Here is a 24,044-nt window from a genome sequence, read left to right as displayed (position 1 = left end):
AATACCGCGCGCTCCCGCTACTTGACCGCCAGCACCAGCGCGTCCGACGGCGAGCGCCACACCGGCCGCGCCTCCGCGAAGCCCGCCTCCCGCAGCGTGCGGGTGTGCCAGTCGACGGACGGGGTGTCGCCCTCCGCGTGTTCCCCGTAGATCTCGAAGCGGCGCGCGGTGGGCCCGGCGAGGACCGGGTCCTCGGCGGCCAGCCGCCACCACTCGGCCCAGTCGAGCGCGCCGTCCCGCTTGGCGCGCTCCATGCGCGCGTGGCGGTGGGCGCGCTCGGCCGCGTCGATCCGGGGGGTGTTCCCGTCGGGCATGTGGTCCGCGTTCATCAGGACACCGCCGTCGCGGACGAGGTCCGCGACCTGACCGTAGAGGGCCGCGAGGGGTTCGGTGCGCAGCCAGTGCAGGGCGGTCGCGGTGAGCACCGCGTCGTACGAGTCGTACGGCAGCCGGCTCACCCACGCGGGGTCGGTGAGGTCGGCCGTCACGAGCGAGACCCGCGGGTCGTCGGCGAAGGTCCCCCCGGCGATCGTGAGGAGGGCCGGGTCGAGGTCGACGCCCGTGCTGGTCGCCTCTGGGAACCGGGCGAGCAGTCTGGCCGTGATACTTCCCGTGCCGCAGGCGAGGTCGAGGACGCGGGGCGCGGTCCCGGCGAACGCCTCGACCATGTCCAGCATCACCCGGAACCGCTCCTCGCGGTCGGGGAGGTACCACTCCTGCTGCCGGTCCCAGCTCTCCTGCCAGGCGTGCCAGTCGGTGCCGGTGGGTCGGGGGGTGGAGGTGGTCAATGCAAGCCCTCTCGTCAACGCCGCACGCGCTGTCCGTGCCGTCCGGGTGACGCACCGGACCGCGTAATACCCTGAAAGCGCCTTCAACCGTTACTTACCTCGTACGCACGACGATAGAGCCCCCTCGTAAGGACTACAAGTGGAACTGGCCTATTACTCGGATTACGCCGTCCGTCTCGTCAACACCGAGGAACCACTCCGGGGCACCGACACGCTCACCTCGGTGGGGGCCGTCCGCGACCTCTTCGGAGGCAACCAGTCGGCGGCCCGCCGCGCCACCGACGCCGACGTCACCCGCTTCCGCTCGGTCCGGGGCCGGCTGCGCGCCGTCTTCGAGGCCGCGGACGGCGGGGACGAGACCCTTGCGGTGGACCTGCTGAACTCGCTGCTACTGGAGTTCCCGGTGAGCCCGCAGATCTCCGGCCACGACTTCCGGGACGACGACGGACGCCCGCTGTGGCACATGCACCTGGCGGACCACCCGTCCAACGCGACCGCCGGGTACGCGGCGATCGCCGCGATGGGACTGGCCTTCCACCTCACCGAGTACGGCGTGGACCGGCTCGGCCTGTGCGAGGCCGCACCGTGCCGCAACGCCTACCTGGACACCTCCACCAACCGCTCCCGGCGCTACTGCTCGGACCGCTGCGCGACCCGCGCCAACGTGGCCGCCTACCGCGCCCGCAAACGCCTGGAGGCCGACCGGTCGGCGAACACGAGCCGCACCGACGAGAACAGCCAGCGCACGAGCGCGACCGGCGAGAACTGAGACCCGCTCCGCGGCCGGTACCTCAGGCGCACCGTGCCGACGACGAGGTCCTCGGGCACCGTGCCGTAGTCGGTGCTGTCCCCGCCCGCGTACGGGTTGTCGCCGAGCACCCACCAGCCGCCCTCGCGCCGCTCGGCGACCCGCTTCACCACCAGCAGGTCCTGCTGGAACGGATGCCGCAGCACGACCACGTCGCCGACCCGCACGCGCGCCCCGTAGTGGACGAGGAGACGGTCCCCGTGCCGCAGCGTGGGCACCATCGACGGACCCGTGACCTCCGCCACCCCGAAGGGCAGCAGGGCCCTCGCACGCTCGGTCTCCTGCGACAGCTCCGGCATCCCCGGCACCTCCCCGGTCCGTTCCTCCACCAGTCCCAGTCTGACCCCGGACTTTTGTCCTAAGCCGCCGGGGGCACTCGCGAAATCGCGTCTCCCACGGAGTAATGTCGCACCTGAGAAGACGATCACGAGGAAGGACAGCTACATGCTTTCCCGCCTGTTTGCGCCTAAGGTCAAGGTCAGCGCGCACTGCGACCTGCCCTGCGGTGTGTACGACCCGGCCCAGGCCCGCATCGAGGCGGAGTCGGTGAAGGCCACCCAGGAGAAGATGGCGGCCAACGACGACCCGCACTTCCAGACGCGCGCCACCATCATCAAGGAGCAGCGCGCGGAGCTCGCGAAGCACCACGTCTCCGTGCTGTGGAGCGACTACTTCAAGCCGCCGCACTTCGAGAAGTACCCGGAGCTGCACCAGCTGGTCAACGACACCCTCAAGGCCCTGTCGGCCGCGAAGGCGTCGACCGACCCGGCGACCGGCCAGAAGGCACTGGACTACATCGCCCAGATCGACAAGATTTTCTGGGAGACCAAGAAGGCCTGACCGGAGCCCGCTCCGCGACGACCGGCGAGTGGTGCACCCTCGCGGGTCCGCGGACCTCCGGGGAGGGGCCCGGCCGACACCTCGGCCGGGCCCCTTCGCCGTCCCCGTGTGTCACCGCCCCTCCTCTCCACGTGCTCGCCCCCGCTTCCCGGCTCTCGGCCCACGGTTCCGCCGCACACCCGCGCACCCGCTACAGCGCGTGCTCCCCGGGCGCCTCACCGATGTCCTCCGCCGCCCGCTCCCGGGACCGCTTCCGGGCGTCTCCCCCGGCCGGCTCGGTGTGCGCGCCGCACTCCGGGTTCCGGCAGTCACCGGGACCCCAGACGGGCACGAAGGCGCCGAGCGTCTTGCGCCGCCGTACCACCATCGCCACGGGCTGTCCGCAGACGGGACAGGCTTGCTCGTTGCTGTCCATGCCCTCAGGGTAGGGCGAGGCCCGGTCCGGCGCCCGCGCTCCGTACGGGGGCGGACGGGCCGCGGGCCGGGATCCGCGGCTCGCGCCACATCGGCCACATCGGGGGACCGTCCGGCAGGTCGACCGTACGGCCCCCGAAGACGAAGCCGAGCCGTTCGTACAGCGTGCGGCTGCGCACGTTGCTCGCCTCGAGATAGGCCGGCACCCCGTCGTGGTCGCAGCGGTCGAGCACGGACCGGAGGAGTTCCGTGCCGAGGCCCTCGCCCTGGCACTCGGGCGCCACCGCGATCAGCCACAGGTACTCGTGGGCACGACCCTCCGGGTGGGCCTCGCTGGTCAGCCTGCCGACCAGCTCCATGCGTTCGTTGTCCGGGTCGAGCGCCGCGCGCAACTGCGCGGGGTCGTCGGCCGCTTCCTCGCCCCCCTCGCCCTTTCCCGCCGGTACGGACAGCCACAGCGCGCAGGCGGTGCCGTCCTCGGTGATGTCGATGCGCCCCCGGGCCAGCACCATGTCGACGAAGGCGGCCATCAGCCGGGGATGCGTGGTCCGGCGGTGCCCCGCCTGGGGGAACAGCCAGACGCTCACCGGATCGTCGTCGAACGCCCGGTCGAGGAGCCAGGTGACCGTCTCGTGGTCGTGCTGGTCCGCCGTGCGGATTCTCACGCCCATGGTGTCCGCCCTTCCAACATGCTGCGCGTGTCCGGCGGTTGCAGCCTAATGGGCGGGTACGACAACAGATCGGGACACGAGGGGCGGAACGCGCGCGGTCGGGGGCGCGGCACCGCGTGCGGAAGCGGGCGGGGGCGCGCCCGGTGACTCCGGGAACCGACGGCGCCGGGTCCCGGGAGCCGACGGCACCGGGCGGGGCCCCGGCGCTCAGTTGGTGCGCCGCGTCACGAACTCCGCCAGGGCGAGGAGTTCGCCCGCGGCCTCCGGGTCGGAGACCGCGCGGGAGAGTTCGTGCATCGCGTGGGCCATGCGGTCGGCCGCCTGCGACTGGGCCCAGTCCCGGCCGCCCGCGCGCTCCACGGCGAGCACCGTGCGCTCCAGATCACCCTCCTCGTACGGCAGCCGGTAGAGCGCGGCGAGCTCGTCCGCCGCCGGAGTGCCCGAGGTGAGCGCGGCAACGACCGGCAGCGACTTCTTACGGGCCGCGAGGTCCGCCCCGGCCGGCTTGCCGGTACGGCCCGGATCCCCCCAGATGCCGATCACGTCGTCGATGAGCTGGAAGGCGAGACCCGCCTCGCGGCCGAAGGCGTCCAGCGCGTCGACGTCCTCCGCGGCCGCTCCTGCGTACAGCCCGCCCACCGCGCAGGCGCACCCCAGCAACGCCCCCGTCTTGGCCTCCGCCATGGCGAGCACCTCGTCGAGCGTGACCTCGTCGGGGCCGCTGCGAGCGAGCGCGGTGTCCACCTGCTGGCCGGCACACAGTTCGATCACACAGGCGGCCAGCCGGGCGGCGGCGGCCGCGGACGCCGGGTGCGGGTCCTCGGCGAGCAGCCGCTGGGCCAGGGCCTGGAGGGCGTCACCGGTGAGGATGGCGTCGGCGTCGCCGAACACGGTCCACACCGTGGCCCGGTGCCTGCGGGTGACGTCCCGGTCCATCACGTCGTCGTGCAGCAGCGTGAAGTTGTGGACCAGTTCCACCGCCGCGGCGGCGGGCACGGCAGCGGGTTGCGGCCCGCCGAGCGCCGCGACCGCGGACAGCACGAGCGCGGGGCGTATCGCCTTGCCCCCGTTGCCCGCGGCCGGGGTGCCGTCCACGTGCTCCCAGCCGAAGTGATAGCGCGCGATCCGCCGCATCGCACCCGGCAGTGACTCGACGGCGCGGCGCAGCTCGGGGTCGACCGACGCCCGTGCCCGCTCCAGTGTGTCCGCCGCCTCCTGCGCCAGGGAGGGATCCGGCGCCTCCGCCGGTCCGTCGGCTTCCTCCGTCCCGGCGGCCTCCTGCGCGAGCCCCCCGCCGTCACCGGCCGCACCGGTGGCGTCCGCCGGGCGCGAGGCACCCGTGAGGGGGTTCAGCCGTTCCCGTGGACCGGCCGGGCTGTGCTTCGTCTCCGTCATGAACTCACCCATGGATCACCTTGGAGAGTCGGCGGACGGTGGCCTTTCCGCTGTCGCTGGGCGCGTACGTCCAGGGTGTACCCGCCCCTGAGGGCGGGAACACGGCGCCGGGCCTGGCGTCCGGTCACCCCCAGCGGCCGATCTCGACGTTCTCCAGGACGCCGAGCGCGTCGGGCACCAGGACGGCCGCCGAGTAGTAGGCCGTCACCAGGTACTTGATGATCGCCTGTTCGTTGATGCCCATGAAGCGCACGGAGAGGCTCGGCTCGATCTCGTCCGGAACGCCCGACTGCCGCAGCCCGACGACGCCCTGGTCCTCCTCGCCGGTGCGCATGCAGATGATCGACGTCGTCCTGGCGTCGGTGATCGGGATCTTGTTGCACGGGAAGATCGGCACACCGCGCCACGCGGGGATGCGGTTGCCGCCGACGTCGATGCTCTCCGGCACCAGCCCGCGCTTGTTGCACTCGCGGCCGAACGCGGCGATCGCCCGCGGATGGGCGAGGAACAGCTTGGACGCACGCCTGCGGGTGAGCAGTTCGTCCATGTCGTCGGGGCTCGGCACACCGTCGTGCGGCTGGATCCGCTGGTCGTACTCGCAGTTGCTGAGCAGCCCGAACTCCCGGTTGTTGACGAGTTCGTGCTCCTGCCGCTCCTTCAGCGCCTCCACGGTCAGCCGGAGCTGCTGCTCCGTCTGGTTCATGGGCTTGTTGTACAGGTCGGCCACGCGCGTGTGGACCCGCAGCACCGTCTGGGCGACGCTCAGTTCGTACTCGCGCGGCGCGCCCTCGTAGTCGACGAACGTGTGCGGGATGTCCGGCTCGCCGCTGTGGCCGGCCGCCAGCTCGATCTCCTTCTCGCCGTACTTGTTGGTGCGCTGCTCGGGGACGGACCGCCGGCTCTCCAGATGGCCGCGCAAGGTGGCGGAGCGCTCCGCGACCTGGTCGACGGACCGGCGGGGCAGCACGAGGACGGTGCACGCGGTGACGGCGCGGGCCGTCTCCTCCCAGACGGCGTCCGGGTCCAGGAGCGCCCGGTCACCGAAGTAGGCTCCGTCGGCGAGCACCCCGAGGACCGCGTCGTCCCCGTAGGGGCCGGTGCCGACCTTCTCCACCTTGCCGTGCGCGAGCAGGAAGACCTCCTCGGCCGGGCCGCCGAACTCGGCGATCACCGCGCCGGGCTGGAACTCCCGCTGTTCGCATCGGCGGGCGAGCTCGTCCAGTACCTCCTTGTCGTCGTACCCCCGCAGGGCCGGCAGTTCGCCGAGCTCCGCGGGGATCACGGTGACCTGGTCACCGGTCTTCACGAAGGTGACACGGCCGTCACCGACCGCGTAGCTGAGCCGCCGGTTCACCCGGTACGTGCCGCCCTGTACGTCGACCCACGGCAGCATGCGCAGCAGCCAGCGCGAGCTGATCTCCTGCATCTGGGGAACGGACTTGGTGGTCGTGGCCAGGTTCCGTGCGGCGGAGGTGCCGAGACTCTGCTGCGGCTTCTCCTGTTCCGTGCGGACCTCATCGCCTACCGACATATCGGAACGCCTCTCCGGTCGTGCACTGATCTCGCGCGGTGGTGCGCCGATCGCGCGGACCAGCCTCCCAGCACGTGTCGAGCTCGTGCTATTACACGAAAGAGCGGGAATGGATCATTTGCCCTGTGGGCAGACTGGGGAGCTCGCCGATCCGGGACGGGCCGGGGGATGGGCGTGACGGCCGGCGCGAGAGGTACGGCAGGGCGGGAACTCCATGATCCGGCCGCCCGTTTGATGCGGTGACGGCCCCTTCGACCGATTCGACAGGAGACGGACATGGCGGGATTCCTGGACCGCGCCAAGGAGCAGGCACAGCGCGGCCTCACGCAGGGCAGACAGAAGCTGGACGAGGTGCAGGCCCAGCGCGCCGGAGGCGAACTGCTGAAGAAGCTCGGCGCGGCGTACTACGCGGAACAGCACGGCGGCGGCTCCCCCGCCGCCACCCAGCAGGCGCTCCGGGACCTGGAGGCCCACATCGCCGCGAACGGGGACGGTTTCCTGCGTTCCTGACGGTGCTGACGCGCCGGCGCGTCAGCACCGGGGAGCGGGCGGCCCGGTTCGGGTCATACATCGTACGAAAGAGGAGTCCACGCCTCCGCGCTGCGGTACAAGCGCGGTACGAGGCGGCCGCGACCGGCGGTCGTCGCGCAGCGTGAAGGAGGCGGTCATGGCTCCACCCATGTCCGCGGGCAGATTCCTCGGCGTCCTCAGGAACGAGGGCGTCACCGTCGTCGAGGTCGGCGACTGGGAGCGGCACAACCGCAACCACAAGGGTCCCTGGGGCCCGGTGAACGGTGTGATGATCCACCACACGGTGACGTCGGGCAGCGAGTGGACGGTCCGGCTCTGCCGGGACGGCCGTTCCGACCTGCCCGGCCCCCTGTGCCACGGCGTCATCACCAAGGACGGCCGTGTCCACCTCGTCGGGTACGGCCGCGCCAACCACGCGGGACTGGGCGACGACGACGTGCTGAGAGCGGTGGTGGCCGAGAAGGCGCTCCCCCCGGACAACGAGGCCAACACGGACGGCAACCGGCACTTCTACGGTTTCGAGTGCGAGAACCTCGGCGACGGCGCCGACCCGTGGCCCGAGGCACAGCTGGACGCCATCGAGCGTGTCTCCGCCGCGATCTGCCGCCACCACGGCTGGACGGCCCGATCGGTGATCGGCCACCTGGAGTGGCAGCCGGGCAAGAACGACCCGCGGGGCTTCACGATGGCGTCGATGAGGGACCGCGTCCACGCCCGGCTGAAGTAGCGGCACCGGGGGAAGGACCTCCGACCCCTCCCCCTCATGTCCGATGTCCGACAATGGGCAGGTGAACGGCCCCACCCGCCCCGACCACCCCGACCGCCCCGCCCTCGCCTCGCTGGAGCCGCGGCTGCCGTCCCCCCTTCAGGAGGTCGCGGACGAGCGGTTCGCGCGGCACGGACTCCGGCTGGCGCTGAAGCGGGACGATCTCATCCACCCCGAGCTGGTCGGCAACAAGTGGCGCAAGCTCGTGCCGAACCTCCGGGCCGCTGCGGGGCGCACCGTCGTCACCTTCGGCGGGGCGTACTCCAACCACCTGCGGGCCACGGCCGCCGCGGGCCGCCTGCTGGGGCTGCCCACGGTGGGCGTGGTGCGGGGCCAGGAGCTGGCCGGCCGCCCCCTCAACCCCTCGCTGGCCCGGTGCGCGGCGGACGGCATGCGGCTGCACTTCGTCGAACGGTCCGCGTACCGCCGCAAGGCCGACCCGGAGACGCTGTCCGGCATCCTCCGTGCCGTGGGCGCCGAGGACGCCCACGTGGTCCCCGAGGGCGGCAGCAACGACCTGGCGGTACGCGGCTGCGAGCGGCTCGGCGAGGAGCTGCGCGGCCACGCGGACGTCGTCGCCCTCGCCTGCGGCACCGGCGGCACCCTGGCGGGCCTGGCCGCGGGTCTGGACGCCGGACAGCGCGTCCTCGGCGTCCCCGTGCTGAAGGGCGGCTTCCTGCCGGGTGAGATACGCGGCCTCCAGGAACGCGCGTTCGGCGGCCCGCGCGGCGACTGGTCCCTCGACGAGCGCTTCCACTTCGGCGGCTACGCACGCACCACGCCCGCCCTCGAGACCTTCGCCGCGGACTTCGAGCAGCGCCACGGCCTGCCGGTCGAGCGTCTCTACGTGGCGAAGACGCTGTACGCGCTCGTCACGCTCGCCGAGGAGGGGGCCTTCCCCCGCGGCACCGCCCTCGCGGCCGTGATCACGGGGGCACCGTTCGGCGCGGACGGCTACGCCGTCTCCCGGTGAGCCGCCGCCTCCTCCAGGTCCAGCCTGCGCAGCAGCGTCCGCAGCATCTCGTCGTCGATGTACCGGGCGTCCCGCAGCTTCACGAAGACCGCCCGCTCGGCGCCGATCAGCTCGCGCGCCAGCCTGCGGTACGTGTCGTCGACGCTCTCGCCCGTCACGGGGTTCACCGTGCCGAGCCGCTCCCACACCGCGTTGCGCCGCCGCTCCAGCACCGCGCGCAGCCGGTCGGCCAGCGGCGGCGGCAGTGCGTTGCGCTCGTCCGCGAGCAGTTCCTCCAGGCGCCGCTCGGCTTCCAGGGATGCCTGGGCCTGGGCGTTGGCCTCGGCGAGGGTCTCGGCCTGCGGGTCGCGCCCGGGCAGCTTCAGCAGCCGGATCAGCGGGGGCAGGGTCACCCCCTGGAGCACCAGTGTGCCGATCACCGTCGTGAAGGTCAGGAACAGCAGGAGGTCGCGTTCGGGGAAGGGCGTCCCGTCCCCGTGCGTCGTCGTGGGGATCGAGAAGGCGATGGCGAGGGACACCACGCCGCGCATGCCTGCCCAGGCGATGACGAACGGGCCCTTCCAGCCGGGGTTCGCCTCCCGCTCCCTGATGCGCCGGGACAGCAGCCGGGGCAGGAAGGTCGCCGGGTAGACCCAGACGAACCGGGAGACGGCCACCACCAGGAAGACGGCCACCGCGTACCAGGCGACCCGCGTGGCCTCGTAGTCGCCGAGTCCCTCCAGCAGGACCGCCAGCTGCAGTCCGATGAGTGCGAACACCGACGACTCCAGCAGGAAGGCGACCATCCGCCACACCGCCGCCTCCTGGAGCCGGGTCGCGAAGTCGACCTGCCAGTTGCGGTGCCCCAAGTAGAGGCCCACGACCACCACGGCGAGCACTCCGGAGGCATGCACCCATTCGGCGAGCCCGTACGCCACGAACGGGATCAGCAGGGAGAGGGTGTTCAGCAGGAGCGCCTCCCTCAGGCGGGTGCGCAGCCAGTGGATCGGCACCATGAGCAGCAGTCCGACCGCTATGCCGCCGATCGCCGCCAGGAGGAACTCGCCGATCGCGCCCGCCCAGGTCGCTCCCTCGCCGAGCGCGGCCGCCAGGGCCACGCGGTACGCGGTGATCGCGGTGGCGTCGTTCACCAGGGACTCGCCCTGCAGGATCGTGGTGATCCGGGACGGCAGCCCCACCCGGCGTGCGACGGCGGTCGCCGCGACCGCGTCCGGCGGCGCCACCACCGCCCCGAGCACCAGTGCGGCGGGCAGCGGCAGCCCGGGCACGAGCAGGTGGGCGGCCCAGCCCACGGCGAGGGCCGCGAACAGGACGTAGCCCACCGACAGCAGCGCCACGGGCCGCAGCGCGGCCCGCAGACCGAGGTAGGAACTGTCGAGGGCCGCCGTGTACAGCAGCGGGGGGAGGATCAGCGGCAGGAAGACATGGGGGTCGAGCACGTAGGCGGGCACCTCGGGCACCCCGGGCACGAACGACACGGCCAGCCCGGCCGCGACGAGCAGCAGCGGGGCCGGCACCGGTGCCCGGCGGGCCGCTCCGGCCACCGCGGCACTGCCCGCGACCAGCAACAGCAAGGGCAGTACCTGCATGATGCGCGCTCCTCCCGGTCGATCACGCGCGGTGCTCCGCGCGCCCGTCGTACCCGTCGTAATGTGGCAATCATGAAACAGTGCACGCATGCCGACGCGCTGCCCGATCCGGAGCCCGCGCCCCTGAGCGAGACGTGCCCGCGGTGTCTGGCCGACGGCACCCATCCGGTGCAGCTCCGGCTGTGTCTCGAGTGCGGGTACGTCGGCTGCTGCGACTCCTCCCCGGGCCGGCACGCGACCGAGCACCACGGGAGCAGCGGTCATCCCGTCATGCGGACCATGGAACCCGGGGAGAGCTGGCGCTGGTGCTACACCGACCACGTACTCGTCTGAACCACGTGCCTGTCCGAACACCGCGTGCGGGACGCATACTGGTCGGGAACCGATGACACGGGAGCACGCTCATGTGGCACGGTTCGGCGGTCCGCCGTACGGGTACGTCAACCCGGCGGGCGTTCTTCCTATTTGAAGCCCGCAGACCCCTAGCCACCGAGCGTATTCATAGTATTACTATGAGTGACAGCGCGGGACAGGGCCCCCGGGACAGGTAACTTCTGCGCGCGGTAGCGTCACCGCTGTACCACGTAGCGCGTTACCCCGGGGGGTGACCCCTCGGACCCGAAGAAGCTTGCACCACCTTGGAGGTGAGGGTGTCCCAGATCGCAGGCGAGCCCACGACCCAGGACTTCGTGGAAGTCCGGCTGCCGGCCGCGGGTGCCTACCTGTCGGTACTGCGTACGGCCACGGCCGGTCTCGCGGCCCGTTTGGACTTCACCCTCGACGAGATCGAGGACCTGCGCATCGCGGTGGACGAGGCCTGCGCGATCCTGCTGCAGCAGGCCGTGCCCGGCTCGGTGCTCAGCTGTGTCTTCCGGCTCGTCGACGACTCGCTGGAGGTCACTGTCTCGGCGCCGACCACGGACGGTCACGCCCCTTCGCGGGACACGTTCGCCTGGACCGTGCTGTCGGCCCTGGCGGGCAAGGTGTCGTCCGCCGTCGATGACGACAAAACCGTTTCGATCAGCCTCTACAAACAGCGCGGCGCGGGCCCCGGCCCGGCGTGAGGAACGGGGACGGGCCGGTGCGGGACGAAGAGCGCGGCACACGGGAACTGCCCGCCGAGAACGGGGGGCGCACCTACGACGGGGCCGGCGGCCCGGGACCGGACGGTCCGGGCGGGCCCCGGCACTGGGCGGACGGCGTCGACGGCATCCCCGAGCAGGCCCGGCCGCACCCGGAGGACGAGTCCCCGGCGGCGGCCGCGGCGGCCCGGTGGACAGGGCCGGTCGACGACGCGGAGCGCGAGACGCTCCCCGACGGACGACGGAGTCCGGAGGGTGCGGCAGGGAGCACCACGCCCTCGGAAGGGCGGCGTCGGGTGACGGCGGGCGGGACTATGAGCGAGCACGAGCGAAACGCTGAGCAGCGCGTGCAGGGCACGCAGCACGATCCGCAGGACCGCAGCGGGGCGCGGGCGATGTTCGTCCGGCTGCGCGGGCTGAGCCAGGGCAGCGCCGAGTACGCGGAGCTGCGCAACCAGCTGGTCCGCATGCACCTGCCGCTCGTCGAGCATCTCGCGCGCCGCTTCCGCAACCGCGGCGAGCCGCTGGACGACCTCACCCAGGTCGCCACCATCGGCCTGATCAAGTCGGTGGACCGTTTCGACCCGGACCGCGGGGTGGAGTTCTCCACCTACGCCACGCCCACGGTGGTCGGCGAGATCAAGCGCCACTTCCGTGACAAGGGCTGGGCCGTACGGGTCCCGCGCCGGCTGCAGGAGCTGCGCCTCGCCCTGACGACGGCGACGGCGGAGCTCTCCCAGCAGCACGGCCGCTCGCCCACCGTCCACGAGCTGGCCGAGAAGCTGGCGATCTCGGAGGAGGAGGTCCTGGAGGGCCTGGAGTCGGCGAACGCCTACTCGACGCTCTCCCTGGACGTCCCCGACACGGACGACGAGTCGCCTGCGGTGGCGGACACCCTGGGGGCGGAGGACGAGGCGCTGGAGGGCGTCGAGTACCGCGAGTCGCTCAAACCGCTCCTGGAGGACCTGCCGCCCCGCGAGAAGCGCATCCTGCTGCTGCGCTTCTTCGGCAACATGACCCAGTCGCAGATCGCCCAGGAGGTCGGCATCTCCCAGATGCACGTCTCCCGTCTGCTGGCCCGCACCCTGGCCCAGCTCCGGGAGAAGCTCCTGGTCGAGGAGTGATCCCCCGGCTCGCGGCGCACGTCCCCGCGCGCCGCGGGTACCGGCCGGCGGGAGCGGACCGCGCGAGCCGCTTCTCCCGTCCCGCTACTTCGTGTCCCGCTCCTTCGTGTCCCGCTCCTTCGCGTCCTGCCGCTCGCCCGGGGCCCGGATGCCGAGGGCCCGGGTCGTCTCCGCGTTCACCAGCAGCACGAGGGCGGCGACCGCGACGACCCCCAGGGCGATGCCGCCCGGGATGGCCACGCTGTCGGACTGGAGCAGGTTGTACGCCACCGGGAGCGCCAGGATCTGGGTGATGACCGCGGGGCCCCGGCTCCAGGCACGGCGCAGGAACAGCCCGCGCGCGGCGAGCAGCGGCAGCAGCGCGAGCACCAGCAGCGTGACGCCCCCGGTGACGGCCCCCTGGCGGTCGGCCGCGTCACCCGCGACGCCCACCACCAGCATGGCGACGCCGCCCACGGCCAGGGCGGCTCCCTCCAGGGCGGCCAGCGCCGCCGCCGCGGTCAGCCGGCCGGGGCGCGGCCCGTCGGGGGTGTCGTCCGGGGTGGTGCGGTTCTGCTCAGCGCTCACCCCTGAAGGGTAGCCCCCGGCCGTACGCACCCACGGGCCCCCGCGACCGCGCACGACCGCCCCGTCCGGCCCCTGGACACGCCCGCGCGCCCCGCGTGTCCGGCATCACGCCCGAACGCCCACGTGATCCCCCGGTCCGCCCTGGGCCGGGTACCACCCAGTAGGTAACCTGCATCGCATGCGTGCACTTCTCGTGGTCAACCCGGCGGCAACCACCACAAGCGCACGTACGCGCGACGTCCTCATCCACGCGCTCGCGAGCGAGATGAAGCTCGAGGCGGTCACCACCGAGTACCGCGGCCACGCCCGGGACCTCGGCCGCCAGGCGGCGGAGAGCAAGGACATCGAACTGGTCGTGGCCCTCGGCGGCGACGGCACCGTGAACGAGGTCGTGAACGGTCTGCTGCACCACGGCCCCGACCCGGCGGGCCTCCCGGGCCTCGCCGTGGTCCCCGGCGGCTCCACCAACGTGTTCGCCCGCGCCCTGGGCCTGCCCAACGACGCCGTCGAGGCGACGGGCGCCCTCCTGGACGCCCTGCGCGAGGGCCGGGAGCGCACGGTCGGTCTGGGCCTGGCGGCCGGCACCCCGGGCACGGAGGACGAGGCGGTGCCCGCCCGCTGGTTCACCTTCAACGCGGGCCTCGGTTTCGACGCGGGCGTGGTCGGGCGTGTGGAGCAGCAGCGCGAACTCGGCAGACGTTCCACACACGCCCTTTACCTGCGCCAGGCGGTGCGCCAGTTCTTCGGGGAACCGCACCGACGCCACGGAACCATCACATTGGAGCGTCCCGACGCGGATCCGGTGACCGATCTGGTGCTGTCCATAGTCTGCAACACCTCGCCCTGGACCTATCTGGTCAATCGCCCGGTGTACGCGTCGCCCAAGGCCTCGTTCGACAAAGGGCTCGACGTGCTCGGTCTCAGCCGGATGTCGACGACCGCGGTTGCCCGGTATGGCACCCAGTTGCTCACTTCGTCCCCCGAGCGCGGGCCCCACGGAAAGCACGCGGTCTCCCTGCACGACTTGACGGACTTCACCTTGCATTCGAAGGTGCCACTCCCTCTCCAGATGGACGGTGACCACCTCGGACTGCGCACGAGTGTGACGTTCACAGGCGTACGCCGTGCACTGCGTGTGATTGTGTGAGCGGAAAAGGCAAAAGTCCTTCCACTCGAACGTTTAGGCCAGGATCCACCCCTTGGAAGTACGGCTGTGACCTAGTCGACACCAAGGAATCAAAAAAAACTTTCCAGAAGGGGTTGTATCCGCCGCTGAGGTTTGCGAGTCTCTACGTGGCGCTCGGGACGGCCCGCTTCATCGGCCCCACGAAGTGCCGGAACCCCTCCTCAATCCCAAGGACCACGCCAGTCCATCTGGTGGTCGGCCCTTCACTTGTTGAGGGTTTCGTGAAAGCGTTCACATTCACAAGCAACTTGCACGTAATAACCACGGAGAGGTAGCAGCCATGGACTGGCGTCACAACGCCGTTTGCCGCGAGGAAGACCCCGAGCTCTTCTTCCCCATCGGCAACACCGGTCCTGCGCTGCTGCAGATCGAGGAAGCCAAGGCTGTCTGCCGCCGCTGCCCGGTGATCGAGCAGTGTCTGCAGTGGGCGCTCGAGTCCGGTCAGGACTCCGGCGTCTGGGGTGGTCTCAGCGAGGACGAGCGCCGTGCCATGAAGCGCCGCGCCGCCCGCAACCGGGCCCGTCAGGCCTCCGCCTGACAATCCCACCCAGCGACAGCCTGCGCTTGGCGGCGCGTACAGCGCGTACGCATCTCCCGCCCCCGAGCCGCAGCGCGCAGTGCCCCCGATGCGCAGCAACACAAGCTGGCAACGAGCAGCTCAGCCCCGGACCGCGAGGTCCGGGGCTTTGTGCTGTGCGTGTCGGGCCCCGAGGGGGCGTGGCCTCACTTCTGGGCGCGGACCGGGATGTCGAGGATCACTCTCGTCCCCCGCTCGGGCGCCGGGACCATGTCGAACGTGCCGCCCAGCTCCCCCTCCACCAGCGTCCGTACGATCTGCAGACCGAGGTTGCCCGAGCGCTGCGGGTCGAAGCCCTCGGGGAGGCCGACCCCGTCGTCCTGCACGGTGACGAGCAGTCGGGCCTCCTTCGTCGTACCGCCGCGCACGGCCGAGACCTCGACGGAACCCGTCTCGCCCTGACGGAAGCCGTGCTCCAGGGCGTTCTGCAGCACCTCCGTGAGGACCATGGAGAGCGGGGTGGCCACCTCGGCGTCCAGGATGCCGAAGCGGCCGGAGCGCCGGCCCGCGACCGTGCCCGGTGAGATCTCGGCGACCATGGCGAGCACCCGGTCGGCGATCTCGTCGAACTCCACGCGCTCGTCCAGGTTCTGGGACAGCGTCTCATGCACGATCGCGATCGACCCGACCCGCCGTACGGCCTCTTCGAGGGCCGCGCGGCCGCGCTCCGACTCGATGCGCCGGGCCTGGAGGCGGAGCAGGGCCGCGACCGTCTGGAGGTTGTTCTTGACCCGGTGGTGGATCTCCCGGATCGTCGCGTCCTTGGTGATCAACTCGCGTTCGCGGCGACGCAGTTCGGTGACGTCACGGCACAGCACGAGCGAGCCGATGCGCGGGCCCTTGGGCTTGAGCGGGATCGCCCGGAACTGGATCACGCCGTCCCGGGCCTCGATCTCGAACTCGCGGGGCGCCCAGCCGCTCGCCACCTTGGCCAGGGCCTCGTCCACCGGGCCGCGGGACGGGGCGAGTTCGGCGGTGGTACGGCCGAGGTGGTGGCCCACCAGGTCGGCGGCGAGGCCCAGGCGGTGGTACGAGGACAGCGCGTTCGGCGAGGCGTACTGGACGATGCCGTCGGCGTCGAGGCGGATCAGTCCGTCGCCGACGCGCGGCGCCGCGTCCATGTCCTTCTGCTGGTCCGGGAACGGGAACGCCCCGGCGGCGATCATCTGGGCGAGGTCGGAGGCGCTCTGCAGGTACGTCAGCTCCAGCCGGCTCGGCGTGCGGACGGTCAGCAGGTTGGTGTTGCGCGCGATGACACCGAGGACGCGCCCCTCCCGCCGTACGGGGATGGACTCGACCCGGACCGGGACCTCCTCGCGCCACTCCGGGTCGCCCTCGCGCACGATGCGGCCCTCGTCCAGGGCGGCGTCCAGCAGGGGGCGGCGGCCGCGCGGGACGAGGTGGCCGACCATGTCGTCCTGGTAGGAGGTCGGGCCCGTGTTGGGGCGCATCTGCGCCACCGAGACGTAGCGGGTGCCGTCCCGGGTGGGGACCCAGAGGACCAGATCGGCGAAGGACAGGTCGGAGAGCAGCTGCCACTCCGACACCAGCAGGTGCAGCCACTCCAGGTCGGAGTCGCTGAGGCCGGTGTGCTGGCGGACGAGTTCGTTCATGGACGGCACGTGTGCGAGCGTACCCGGCGGTTCGGACATGACTGGAAAACGCGGGTCACCGGGCGGTTGCGGGAGGGTGCCGGTGCGGCCGGCGCGTACCCCGGGAACACCCGCGGGCCGCGGCGCCTGGGAGGGACCCTCAACCCTCCCGGCACCGCAGCCCGGAGCACCATCGGCCGTGGGGTGTGCGGTCCCGGCCGGCCGAAGACGAGGAGATGAGGCGGTCAGGGCAGAGAGCCCCGTCTCCCCGGTCCGCCCTCCTGTGCGGGGAGGACGGAGGTCGGTGGTGCGCATGCCGTGTCGTTCGCATGCTTCACCTACGCATTCTGGACTGGACCAGCTGGGACGTCCACGCGTCGGCAGATGTTTGTTGTTGTTCCGTTGTCCGACACCCGCCCGGTGACCCGACCGCAGCGTAGCCCTTCCGGGGGCGTATTCGAGGGCACCCGGAGAAAGGCTTCTGTTAGATTGGTCTAAACCACATGGAACCCGTATCCCTCACAGATCGGCAGGCCCAGCGTGGAAGTTGTCATCGTCCCGGACGCCAGGGCGGGCGGCGAGCTCGTCGCCGAGGCCATGGCTCAGCTGCTCCGGCGCACCCCGGACGCCCTGCTCGGCGCGGCCACCGGCTCGACCCCGCTGCCCGTCTACGAGGCGCTGGCGGCCCGGGTGAGAGCAGGCGCGGTGGACGTCTCGCGCGCGCGGATCGCCCAGCTCGACGAGTACGTGGGGCTGCCGCCCGACCATCCGGAGTCGTACCGCTCCGTGCTCCGCCGGGAGGTGCTGGAACCGCTCGGCATCGGCATGGACGCGTTCCTGGGGCCGGACGGCGCCGCCGAGGACGTGACGGCCGCGTGCGAGGCGTACGACAAGGCCCTGGCCGCCGCCGGGGGCGTGGACCTCCAGCTGCTCGGGATCGGCACCGACGGGCACATCGGATTCAACGAGCCGTGCTCCTCGCTCGCCTCGCGCACCCGGATCAAGACGCTCACCGAGCAGACCCGCGTCGACAACGCGCGCTTCTTCGACGGGGACATCGAGCAGGTGCCGCACCACGTGATCACCCAGGGGATCGGCACCATCCTGGAGGCGCGGCACCTGGTGCTGCTCGCGACGGGCGAGAGCAAGGCCGAGGCGGTCGCGGCGACCGTGGAGGGGCCCGTCGCCGCGGTGTGCCCGGCCTCGGCGCTGCAGCTGCACCCGCACGCCACGGTCGTCGTGGACGAGGCCGCCGCGTCCGAGCTGAAGCTGGCGGACTACTTCCGGCACACGTACGCGAACAAGCCGGGGTGGCAGGGGATCTGAGACCGTACGGGTGACGGATGACGACAGGTGCCGGTGGCCCGAGGGGCCACCGGCACCTGTCGTTCCCAGTGTTCCTGCTGTTCAGACGGCGCCCGCGACGGCCTCCGCCGCGGCACGGCCGCACACGCGCGCGGCGCCGTGCGTCGCGAGGTGGAGGGCGCCCCGGGCCGGGGCCTGGGGAACGCCCATCTCGACCACGATCGTGTCGGGGCGGGCCGCGAGGAGGGTGTCGAGGGCCGCGCCCATCCAGGGGTGCCGGTGCTCGTCGCGGACCACGGCCACGACGCGGCGCCCGTCCGCGGCGGCCAGGGCGGCGGCGCCCGCCCCCTCGCCCGTGAAGCTCGCCGTCTCCGTGCCGGGCAGCAGCCCGGCCAGCTCCGCGGCGACGCCCCACGGGGTCTCGTCGCCGACGGCGATGTTCGCGACCGGGGTGAAGGCGGCGACGAAGGGCGCTGCGGACGGCGGTTCGTAGCCCGGCGCACGGGTCACGGCGAGGGCCCGGCGGGCGGCGACGAGGCCGATGTCGGAGGTCCCCCCGCCGCGGCCGGCGGAGCGCTGTGCCGACGCCGTCCACGCGGCGAGGTTGCGTACCCGGGCCGCCGCGTCCGCCAGGCGCTCCTCGGACAGCTCGCCCGAGCGCACGGCCGCGACCAGGGCGTCCCGCAGGCGCCGTACCGTCTCGTCGTCGGCCAGGCCGCCGCCCACGCAGATGGCGTCCGCGCCCGCGGCGATCGCGAGCACACTCCCCCGCTCGATGCCGTACGTGCCCGCGATCGCCTGCATCTCCATGCCGTCGGTGACGATCAGGCCGTCGTACCCGAGCTCCTCGCGGAGGAGCCCGGTGAGGACCGCCGGGGAGAGCGTGGCCGGGTGGTGCGGGTCGAGGGCCGGTACCAGGATGTGGGCGCTCATCACCGCCTTGGCGCCGGCGGCGATCCCGGCGTGGAAGGGCGCCAGTTCGCGGGCGTCGAGCAGCGGGCGCGGCGCGTCGATGCGGGGCAGCGCCAGGTGGGAGTCGACCGCCGTGTCGCCGTGCCCGGGGAAGTGCTTGGCGCAGGCCGCGACGCCCGCCGCCTGGAGCCCGGAGACGTACGCGGCCGTGTGCCGGGCCACGAGGCCGGGGTCGGCGCCGAAGGAGCGGACGCCGATCACGGGGTTGCCGGGGTCGGAGTTGACGTCCGCGGAGGGCGCCCAGTTGAAGTTGACCCCGCACTCCGCGAGGCGGCGGCCCAGCTCGTGGGCCACCTCGCGGGTGAGGTCCACGTCGTCCACCGCGCCGAGGGCGTGGTTGCCCGGGAAGGAGGAGCCGGTGCGCACCTCCAGGCGGGTCACGTCCCCGCCCTCCTCGTCGACGGCGACCAGGACGTCGTCGCGTTCGGCGCGCAGCCGGGCGGTCAGGGCGGCGAGCTGCCCGGGCGAGGCGACGTTGCGGCCGAACAGGCCGACCGAGGCTAGGCCCTCGTCCAGCCGGCGCAGCAGCCAGTCCGGGGCGGTGGTGCCCGGGAAGCCGGGCTGGAGCACGGCGAGGGCGTCGCGCGTCACGGTGTCCGTGGTACCGGCGATCGTCGTCATGGGCGCGTCATCCCTTCACGGCGCCCGCGGTGAGACCCGCGGCCATCTTGCGCTGGACGAAGAGGAACAGGATCACGATCGGCACGGCCATCATCGTGGAGCCGGCCATCATCGGGGCGTACTCGGTGCCGTGCTTGGTGGTGAAGTTGCCGAGCCAGACGGTGGCGGTCTGGTTCTGCTGGCTCATCAGCATCAGCGCGTACAGGTACTCGTTCCAGGCCTGGATGAAGGCGTAGACCGAGGTGGCCACCATGCCCGGGGCGAGCAGCGGGAAGACGACGCGGACGAAGGCGCCCGCGCGCGAGCAGCCGTCCACCATGGCCGCCTCCTCCAGCTCCTTCGGGATGTTGACGATGAAGCCGCGCAGCGTCCACACGGTGAAGGGGAGGATGAAGGTCAGGTACGTGATGATCAGGCCGGTCAGCCGGTCGTACTGGCCCAGGTCGTTGAGGAGCAGGAAGACCGGGATGATCATGGCGACGAGCGGGACCATCTGCACCGCCAGGATGCCCACGATGACCACCTTGCGGCCGCGGAAGGCGAAGCGGGAGATGGCGAGGGCGGCCAGCACGCCGACCACCATGCCGACCACGACGACCGCGAGGGACACGGTCAGGCTGCGGCCCACCGGGCCCCAGAAATCCGAGATGTCCAGCGCGCGGCCGAAGTTGGAGAACGTCAGCCCGGTCGGGAACAGGCTCGGGTCGGGGTCGATGGCGTCCGCGGCGGGCTTGAACGCCGTGTTCAGCATCCAGTAGACGGGGAAGCCCGCGGTGAGGAAGACGAGGAGGCCGAGGAGGTTCCAGCCTGCTCTCGGCCTCCCGTGCGGCTTCCGGCGGGCGGGGGCCGGGGCGGTGCCCGTGCTGCTCATGCCGCTCACGCTGCTCACTCAACGTCTCCGATCTTCAGCATCTGGCGCATGTAGACGGCGACCACGCCGAGCAGCAGCACCACGGTGAGCAGGGCTATCGCCGAGCCCTGGGCGTAGTCGTTGACGACGAACGCCTTGTCGTACGAGTAGGTCGTGAGCAGCTGGAACTCGGCCTCGGGATGACCGTTGCGCATGACGAACACCTGGGGGAAGACCCCCATGTCCCAGATGACGGAGAGGGTCGTCAGCATCACGATGACCGGCTTGAGGATGGGCAGGGTGACGTAGCGGAACACGCCCCACGCGCCCGCGCCGTCCAGCCGGGCCGCCTCCACCATCTCCTTGGGCACCTGGGTGAGGCCCGCGCTGAGCGTGATGACCACGAAGGGCACCGCGCCCCACACCACGAGCAGCATGATCACGGCGAGGCCCTCGGGACCGCTGGCGAACCAGTTGTGACCGATCATCTCGACCCCGGGCAACTTGCTGAGCAGGGCGTTGAGAATGCCGTAGTCCGCGTCGAACAGCCACTTGAAGACGGTGGTGGCCACGATGATCGGCATGCCCCAGCTCGCCACCAGCGCGATGTTGACGAGGATCTTCACCCAGCCGGAGACCTGCTGGAGCAGCAGCGCGATGAGCATGCCCGCCACCATGGTGAAGACCACGCACCCGGCGGCGAAGACGACGGTGCGCAGGACGACCGTCCAGAACTCGCCGTCGCCCAGGACCTCGGTGAAGTTGCCGAGGCCGACGAACTCGGCCGGCAGGAAGCCCCACAGCTGGGACTGGCCGAACTCCTGGAACGAGAGCGTGACCAGCCGGGCGAGCGGATAGCCGAGGACCAGCACGAGGACGAGCAGGCAGGGCGCGAGCAGGGCCCAGGGCACGGCGGCGCCGGCGCCGCCCGGGCGCTGTCCGTTCCGGGCCCGTTCCTTCGCGGCCGGTGGCGGTGGCGGCGCCTGCCGCGCGGGCGGCACCTTGGCGGGGGTGGTGGTGTCTGCGGCACTCATCGCGTGCTCCTCAGCGGTCCCTCAGGTCGTACGGGAAGCGGCTACCGCCGGCCGGTGGCGCACCCCGCCGGTCGTACGGGAGGTCGTACGGGACGCGGACCGCGCTTCGTGCCGGCGCGCTCCGGCGTCGTACGGGTGGTTCGAGGCGGTACGGGTCGCGGGGCCCGCTCCGGCGGCTCCCCCTGGGGGGACTCCGGGAGTCCGGACGGGCCCCGCTTCCGGGTCACTTGTTGTTGATGACCTTGTCGATCTCGGCGTCCGCCTCCTTGGCGGCGGCCTCGACCGTCTTCTTGCCCGTGCCGATGTCCTGGAGCATGGTCTGCAGGATCTGGGACTTCTCGACCTGGCCCCAGCCCGGCGCCATGGGCACGAACCAGCTGGACTCGGCCGCGGTGGCCGGGACGGCCGTCGCCGGGTCGTCCTTCAGGGTGGCGAGGTCGGTCTTGTTGTTGGGCAGGTTGCCCTTCTCGATCAGGCCCTTCTGACCCTCGGCGCCGGTGAAGGCGGCGATCCACTCGGCGGCGACGTCCTGCGCGTCGGACTTCACCGGGACGGCCAGGTCGGAGCCGCCGAGGAAGACGGGCATGTTCTCGCCGGACGGGCCGGGCATCACGAAGCTCTCGAGGTTGTCCGCGAGCTTGCCGGTCTTGTCGTTCTCCGGGGTGGCGGCGGTCGCGCCCTCCCAGGCGGCGGCGAAGATCATGCCGGAGTTGCCCTGGCCGTAGACGATGGGGCGGTCGGCCTCGTCCTTGGTCTTGTCGCCCTTCATGTACGTGTCGAGGACGTTCTTGTACTCCTGGAGCCCCTTGAGGGACTCGGGCGAGGAGAGCGCGGCCTTCCACCGGCCGCCCTCCTCCTCGGCGATGGCGCCGCCGGCGTCGAAGACGAAGGACATGGCCGCGTACCAGTCGCGGCTGGGCTGGTACCAGGCGGAGAACTTGTCGCCCTGCTTCGCCTGGATCTTGTCCAGGGCGGCGGTGAGCTCCTCGTACGTCTTCGGCGTCTCCTTGACCCCGGCCGCCTCCGCGATGTCCGTGCGCCAGGCGGCGACGCGGCCGCCCGCGTAGTACGGGACGCCGTAGGTCTTGCCCTCGTACGTCACCGACTCCTTGAGGCCGTCGAGCCAGGCGTCCGCGTTCTCGAACTTCGCGGTGTCGAGCGGGGCGAAGGCGCCCTTGACCATGTAGCCGAGCATCTCGCTGTTGCCCATCTCGACCACGTCGGGAGTCTTGTCGGTGGCGAGGACGGCGTCGAGCTTGGTGTTCTTGTCGGTCCAGCCGTAGTACTCGTGCTTGATGGTGAGACCGGGGTGCTTCTTCTTCACCGCGGCGTCGGCGGCCTCCACCAGCTCGGGCCAGTTGTTCTGGGCGTCGACCGTGAGCCAGACCGTCAGTTCGTCGGCGTTCGCGCCCCCGGATCCGCCGGACCCCTCGCCGCCGCACGCCGCGATGGAGAACATCATGCCCGCGATACCGATCGCGGCTGTCAGCTTGCGCTTCACGCCACCCTCCTCAGGGATGCCTGCTCCCCCCTGCCCACCGCGGTGACCGAACGCCTGGCGCTGCCCGTGGGGCCGGGACCTGGACCAATGGTGTAGACCAGTAGGGGGAGCTTGGCTCAGACCAAAAGGCGTGTCAAGGGCGTTCCGGCACGCTCGACCGTCCGTTACGGGACCTACATATGCAGGGACCTTTCAGTAAGGAACCGGCGGGAACAGCAGGTCCGGAGCGGAAGAGGCGAGTGAACCACTCGGGCCGCTATGGACTAGACCAACTCGGGGCGCGAAGGTATACAGAGGGGATCACGGAGGACGCGAGGGGACACTCGCACACGAAGCCGTGCCACGATGTGAGCCGAGCCGACGGTCCGTCCTGCACGTCGGCGCACGGAGCACACGGAGCCGGGAAGGCGGAGCAGCGGAGCATGAGCACCGACGTCAGCAGCGCGGAGAACGAGAGCGGGACGCCCGTCCGTACCGCGCGCGTGCCGAAGTACTACCGCCTGAAGAAGCACCTGCTCGACATCACGCGCACGCTTCCCCCGGGCACGCCGGTCCCGCCGGAGCGCACGCTGGCCGCCGAGTTCGACACCTCGCGCACGACCGTCCGGCAGGCCCTGCAGGAGCTGGTCGTCGAGGGCCGGCTCGAACGCATCCAGGGCAAGGGCACGTTCGTGGCCAAGCCCAAGGTCTCGCAGGCGCTCCAGCTCACCTCCTACACCGAGGACATGCGCGCCCAGGGCCTGGAGCCCACCTCGCAGCTGCTGGACATCGGTTACGTCACCGCGGACGACACCCTCGCCGGACTGCTCGACATCGCCGCCGGCGGACGGGTGCTGCGCATCGAGCGGCTGCGCATGGCCAACGGCGAGCCGATGGCCATAGAGACCACCCACCTCTCCGCCAAGCGCTTCCCGGCGCTGCGCAGGTCGCTGGTGAAGTACACCTCCCTCTACACCGCGCTGGCCGAGGTGTACGACGTCCACCTCGCCGAGGCCGAGGAGACCATCGAGACCTCGCTGGCCACCCCGCGCGAGGCGGGCCTGCTCGGCACGGACGTGGGCCTGCCGATGCTGATGCTCTCCCGTCACTCCCTGGACAAGGAGGGCAAGCCGGTGGAGTGGGTGCGGTCGGTCTACCGCGGGGACCGGTACAAGTTCGTGGCGCGGCTGGCACGGCCCGCGGTGTAGTCCCGTCCGACGGGGCGTACGTTCTGTGCGCCCGGCGCACACCGACTCGTGCTCGCGGTGTAGCGCACCTCCTCTCTCCGCACTACGGTCCTCCCGTCATCGCTTGGACGGAAGGACCACCCGGTGCGCACCGCGAACGC

The 24,044-nt window shown here is 71.7% G+C and carries 25 protein-coding genes; 12 read left to right on the top strand and 13 right to left on the bottom strand.

The window, feature by feature from the left end; all coding sequences use genetic code 11:
- Nucleotides 1–17: 17 nt before the first annotated feature.
- Complete coding sequence (locus IEZ04_RS04185) at nucleotides 18–788, bottom strand: class I SAM-dependent methyltransferase (RefSeq protein ID WP_189215196.1); 771 nt, start codon at nucleotides 786–788, stop codon at nucleotides 18–20.
- A gap of 139 nt (nucleotides 789–927) precedes the next feature.
- On the opposite strand from IEZ04_RS04185, the gene IEZ04_RS04180 reads away from it, so the two are divergent.
- Nucleotides 928–1,557: a CGNR zinc finger domain-containing protein gene (locus tag IEZ04_RS04180; RefSeq protein WP_189215195.1), complete on the top strand. Its 630-nt coding sequence runs from the start codon at nucleotides 928–930 to the stop codon at nucleotides 1,555–1,557.
- On the opposite strand, the gene sodX is transcribed toward IEZ04_RS04180, so the two are convergent.
- Complete coding sequence (gene sodX / locus IEZ04_RS04175; RefSeq protein WP_189215408.1) at nucleotides 1,461–1,895, bottom strand: nickel-type superoxide dismutase maturation protease; 435 nt, start codon at nucleotides 1,893–1,895, stop codon at nucleotides 1,461–1,463. The two genes, IEZ04_RS04180 and sodX, sit on opposite strands and share 97 nt — an antisense overlap.
- Nucleotides 1,896–2,040: 145 nt before the next feature.
- Between sodX and sodN the strand changes: the two genes are divergently transcribed.
- Entirely contained in the window at nucleotides 2,041–2,436 is a 396-nt protein-coding gene (sodN, locus tag IEZ04_RS04170; RefSeq protein ID WP_189215194.1) for a superoxide dismutase, Ni, read from the top strand.
- Between the two features lie 190 nt (nucleotides 2,437–2,626).
- Here the strand turns inward: sodN and IEZ04_RS04165 are convergent, their stop codons facing one another.
- The 4 genes from IEZ04_RS04165 to IEZ04_RS04150 form a co-directional block, all read right to left on the bottom strand.
- A complete protein-coding gene (locus IEZ04_RS04165; RefSeq protein WP_189215193.1) occupies nucleotides 2,627–2,851 on the bottom strand; it encodes a hypothetical protein in 225 nt (74 codons plus the stop codon).
- A 4-nt stretch (nucleotides 2,852–2,855) separates the two neighbouring features.
- A complete protein-coding gene (locus tag IEZ04_RS04160) occupies nucleotides 2,856–3,521 on the bottom strand; it encodes a GNAT family N-acetyltransferase (protein WP_189215192.1) in 666 nt (221 codons plus the stop codon).
- Between the two features lie 207 nt (nucleotides 3,522–3,728).
- On the bottom strand, nucleotides 3,729–4,928 hold the full coding sequence (locus tag IEZ04_RS04155) for a family 2 encapsulin nanocompartment cargo protein polyprenyl transferase (RefSeq protein WP_189215191.1): 1,200 nt from the start codon (nucleotides 4,926–4,928) through the stop codon (nucleotides 3,729–3,731).
- A 112-nt stretch (nucleotides 4,929–5,040) separates the two neighbouring features.
- Nucleotides 5,041–6,447: a family 2B encapsulin nanocompartment shell protein gene (locus IEZ04_RS04150; protein ID WP_189215190.1), complete on the bottom strand. Its 1,407-nt coding sequence runs from the start codon at nucleotides 6,445–6,447 to the stop codon at nucleotides 5,041–5,043.
- Between the two features lie 276 nt (nucleotides 6,448–6,723).
- On the opposite strand from IEZ04_RS04150, the gene IEZ04_RS04145 reads away from it, so the two are divergent.
- The 3 genes from IEZ04_RS04145 to IEZ04_RS04135 all read left to right on the top strand — a co-directional run bounded on the left by IEZ04_RS04145 (nucleotide 6,724) and on the right by IEZ04_RS04135 (nucleotide 8,717).
- Complete coding sequence (locus IEZ04_RS04145; protein ID WP_189215189.1) at nucleotides 6,724–6,957, top strand: hypothetical protein; 234 nt, start codon at nucleotides 6,724–6,726, stop codon at nucleotides 6,955–6,957.
- A 157-nt stretch (nucleotides 6,958–7,114) separates the two neighbouring features.
- A complete protein-coding gene (locus tag IEZ04_RS04140) occupies nucleotides 7,115–7,705 on the top strand; it encodes an N-acetylmuramoyl-L-alanine amidase (RefSeq protein ID WP_189215188.1) in 591 nt (196 codons plus the stop codon).
- Nucleotides 7,706–7,748: 43 nt separating this feature from the next.
- A complete protein-coding gene (locus IEZ04_RS04135) occupies nucleotides 7,749–8,717 on the top strand; it encodes a 1-aminocyclopropane-1-carboxylate deaminase/D-cysteine desulfhydrase (RefSeq protein ID WP_189215187.1) in 969 nt (322 codons plus the stop codon).
- Here IEZ04_RS04135 and IEZ04_RS04130 read toward each other — a convergent pair.
- Nucleotides 8,699–10,306: a Na+/H+ antiporter gene (locus IEZ04_RS04130; protein ID WP_189215186.1), complete on the bottom strand. Its 1,608-nt coding sequence runs from the start codon at nucleotides 10,304–10,306 to the stop codon at nucleotides 8,699–8,701. The two genes, IEZ04_RS04135 and IEZ04_RS04130, sit on opposite strands and share 19 nt — an antisense overlap.
- Nucleotides 10,307–10,378: 72 nt before the next feature.
- Between IEZ04_RS04130 and IEZ04_RS04125 the strand changes: the two genes are divergently transcribed.
- The 3 genes from IEZ04_RS04125 to IEZ04_RS04115 all read left to right on the top strand — a co-directional run bounded on the left by IEZ04_RS04125 (nucleotide 10,379) and on the right by IEZ04_RS04115 (nucleotide 12,512).
- Entirely contained in the window at nucleotides 10,379–10,639 is a 261-nt protein-coding gene (locus IEZ04_RS04125; protein ID WP_189215185.1) for a UBP-type zinc finger domain-containing protein, read from the top strand.
- Between the two features lie 317 nt (nucleotides 10,640–10,956).
- A complete protein-coding gene (locus IEZ04_RS04120) occupies nucleotides 10,957–11,370 on the top strand; it encodes an ATP-binding protein (RefSeq protein WP_030574593.1) in 414 nt (137 codons plus the stop codon).
- Nucleotides 11,367–12,512, top strand: a complete 1,146-nt coding sequence (locus IEZ04_RS04115) for an RNA polymerase sigma factor SigF (RefSeq protein WP_373296246.1) — start codon at nucleotides 11,367–11,369, stop codon at nucleotides 12,510–12,512. Before IEZ04_RS04120 ends, IEZ04_RS04115 begins: the two co-directional genes overlap by 4 nt.
- A gap of 84 nt (nucleotides 12,513–12,596) precedes the next feature.
- Here the strand turns inward: IEZ04_RS04115 and IEZ04_RS04110 are convergent, their stop codons facing one another.
- On the bottom strand, nucleotides 12,597–13,079 hold the full coding sequence (locus tag IEZ04_RS04110) for a hypothetical protein (RefSeq protein WP_189215183.1): 483 nt from the start codon (nucleotides 13,077–13,079) through the stop codon (nucleotides 12,597–12,599).
- A gap of 178 nt (nucleotides 13,080–13,257) precedes the next feature.
- Here IEZ04_RS04110 and IEZ04_RS04105 point away from each other — a divergent pair, with 178 nt between their 5' ends.
- Complete coding sequence (locus tag IEZ04_RS04105) at nucleotides 13,258–14,226, top strand: diacylglycerol/lipid kinase family protein (RefSeq protein WP_189215182.1); 969 nt, start codon at nucleotides 13,258–13,260, stop codon at nucleotides 14,224–14,226.
- 319 nt (nucleotides 14,227–14,545) lie between these two features.
- Nucleotides 14,546–14,803: a WhiB family transcriptional regulator gene (locus tag IEZ04_RS04100; protein WP_003992873.1), complete on the top strand. Its 258-nt coding sequence runs from the start codon at nucleotides 14,546–14,548 to the stop codon at nucleotides 14,801–14,803.
- 185 nt (nucleotides 14,804–14,988) lie between these two features.
- Here the strand turns inward: IEZ04_RS04100 and IEZ04_RS04095 are convergent, their stop codons facing one another.
- Entirely contained in the window at nucleotides 14,989–16,464 is a 1,476-nt protein-coding gene (locus IEZ04_RS04095; protein ID WP_189215181.1) for a PAS domain-containing sensor histidine kinase, read from the bottom strand.
- Nucleotides 16,465–16,974: 510 nt separating this feature from the next.
- Between IEZ04_RS04095 and nagB the strand changes: the two genes are divergently transcribed.
- Complete coding sequence (nagB, locus tag IEZ04_RS04090; RefSeq protein ID WP_189215180.1) at nucleotides 16,975–17,760, top strand: glucosamine-6-phosphate deaminase; 786 nt, start codon at nucleotides 16,975–16,977, stop codon at nucleotides 17,758–17,760.
- Between the two features lie 81 nt (nucleotides 17,761–17,841).
- Here nagB and IEZ04_RS04085 read toward each other — a convergent pair whose 3' ends face one another.
- The 4 genes from IEZ04_RS04085 to IEZ04_RS04070 form a co-directional block, all read right to left on the bottom strand.
- Nucleotides 17,842–19,332: a glycoside hydrolase family 3 protein gene (locus IEZ04_RS04085; RefSeq protein WP_189215179.1), complete on the bottom strand. Its 1,491-nt coding sequence runs from the start codon at nucleotides 19,330–19,332 to the stop codon at nucleotides 17,842–17,844.
- 7 nt (nucleotides 19,333–19,339) lie between these two features.
- The gene (locus tag IEZ04_RS04080; protein ID WP_189215178.1) at nucleotides 19,340–20,203 is read right to left on the bottom strand and encodes a carbohydrate ABC transporter permease; all 864 of its coding nucleotides are present in this window, start codon (nucleotides 20,201–20,203) and stop codon (nucleotides 19,340–19,342) included.
- Nucleotides 20,204–20,217: 14 nt separating this feature from the next.
- A complete protein-coding gene (locus IEZ04_RS04075; protein ID WP_189215177.1) occupies nucleotides 20,218–21,216 on the bottom strand; it encodes a carbohydrate ABC transporter permease in 999 nt (332 codons plus the stop codon).
- A gap of 223 nt (nucleotides 21,217–21,439) precedes the next feature.
- Entirely contained in the window at nucleotides 21,440–22,717 is a 1,278-nt protein-coding gene (locus IEZ04_RS04070; RefSeq protein WP_189215176.1) for an extracellular solute-binding protein, read from the bottom strand.
- Between the two features lie 422 nt (nucleotides 22,718–23,139).
- Here IEZ04_RS04070 and IEZ04_RS04065 point away from each other — a divergent pair, with 422 nt between their 5' ends.
- The gene (locus IEZ04_RS04065) at nucleotides 23,140–23,904 is read left to right on the top strand and encodes a GntR family transcriptional regulator (RefSeq protein WP_189215175.1); all 765 of its coding nucleotides are present in this window, start codon (nucleotides 23,140–23,142) and stop codon (nucleotides 23,902–23,904) included.
- Nucleotides 23,905–24,044: the final 140 nt, after the last annotated feature.

Source organism: Streptomyces ruber, from assembly GCF_014648075.1.
GTDB classification, from domain to species: Bacteria; Actinomycetota; Actinomycetes; order Streptomycetales; family Streptomycetaceae; genus Streptomyces; species Streptomyces ruber.
Note: the sequence above shows the minus strand (reverse complement) of the source record. Positions and strands in the feature narration are given on the sequence as shown.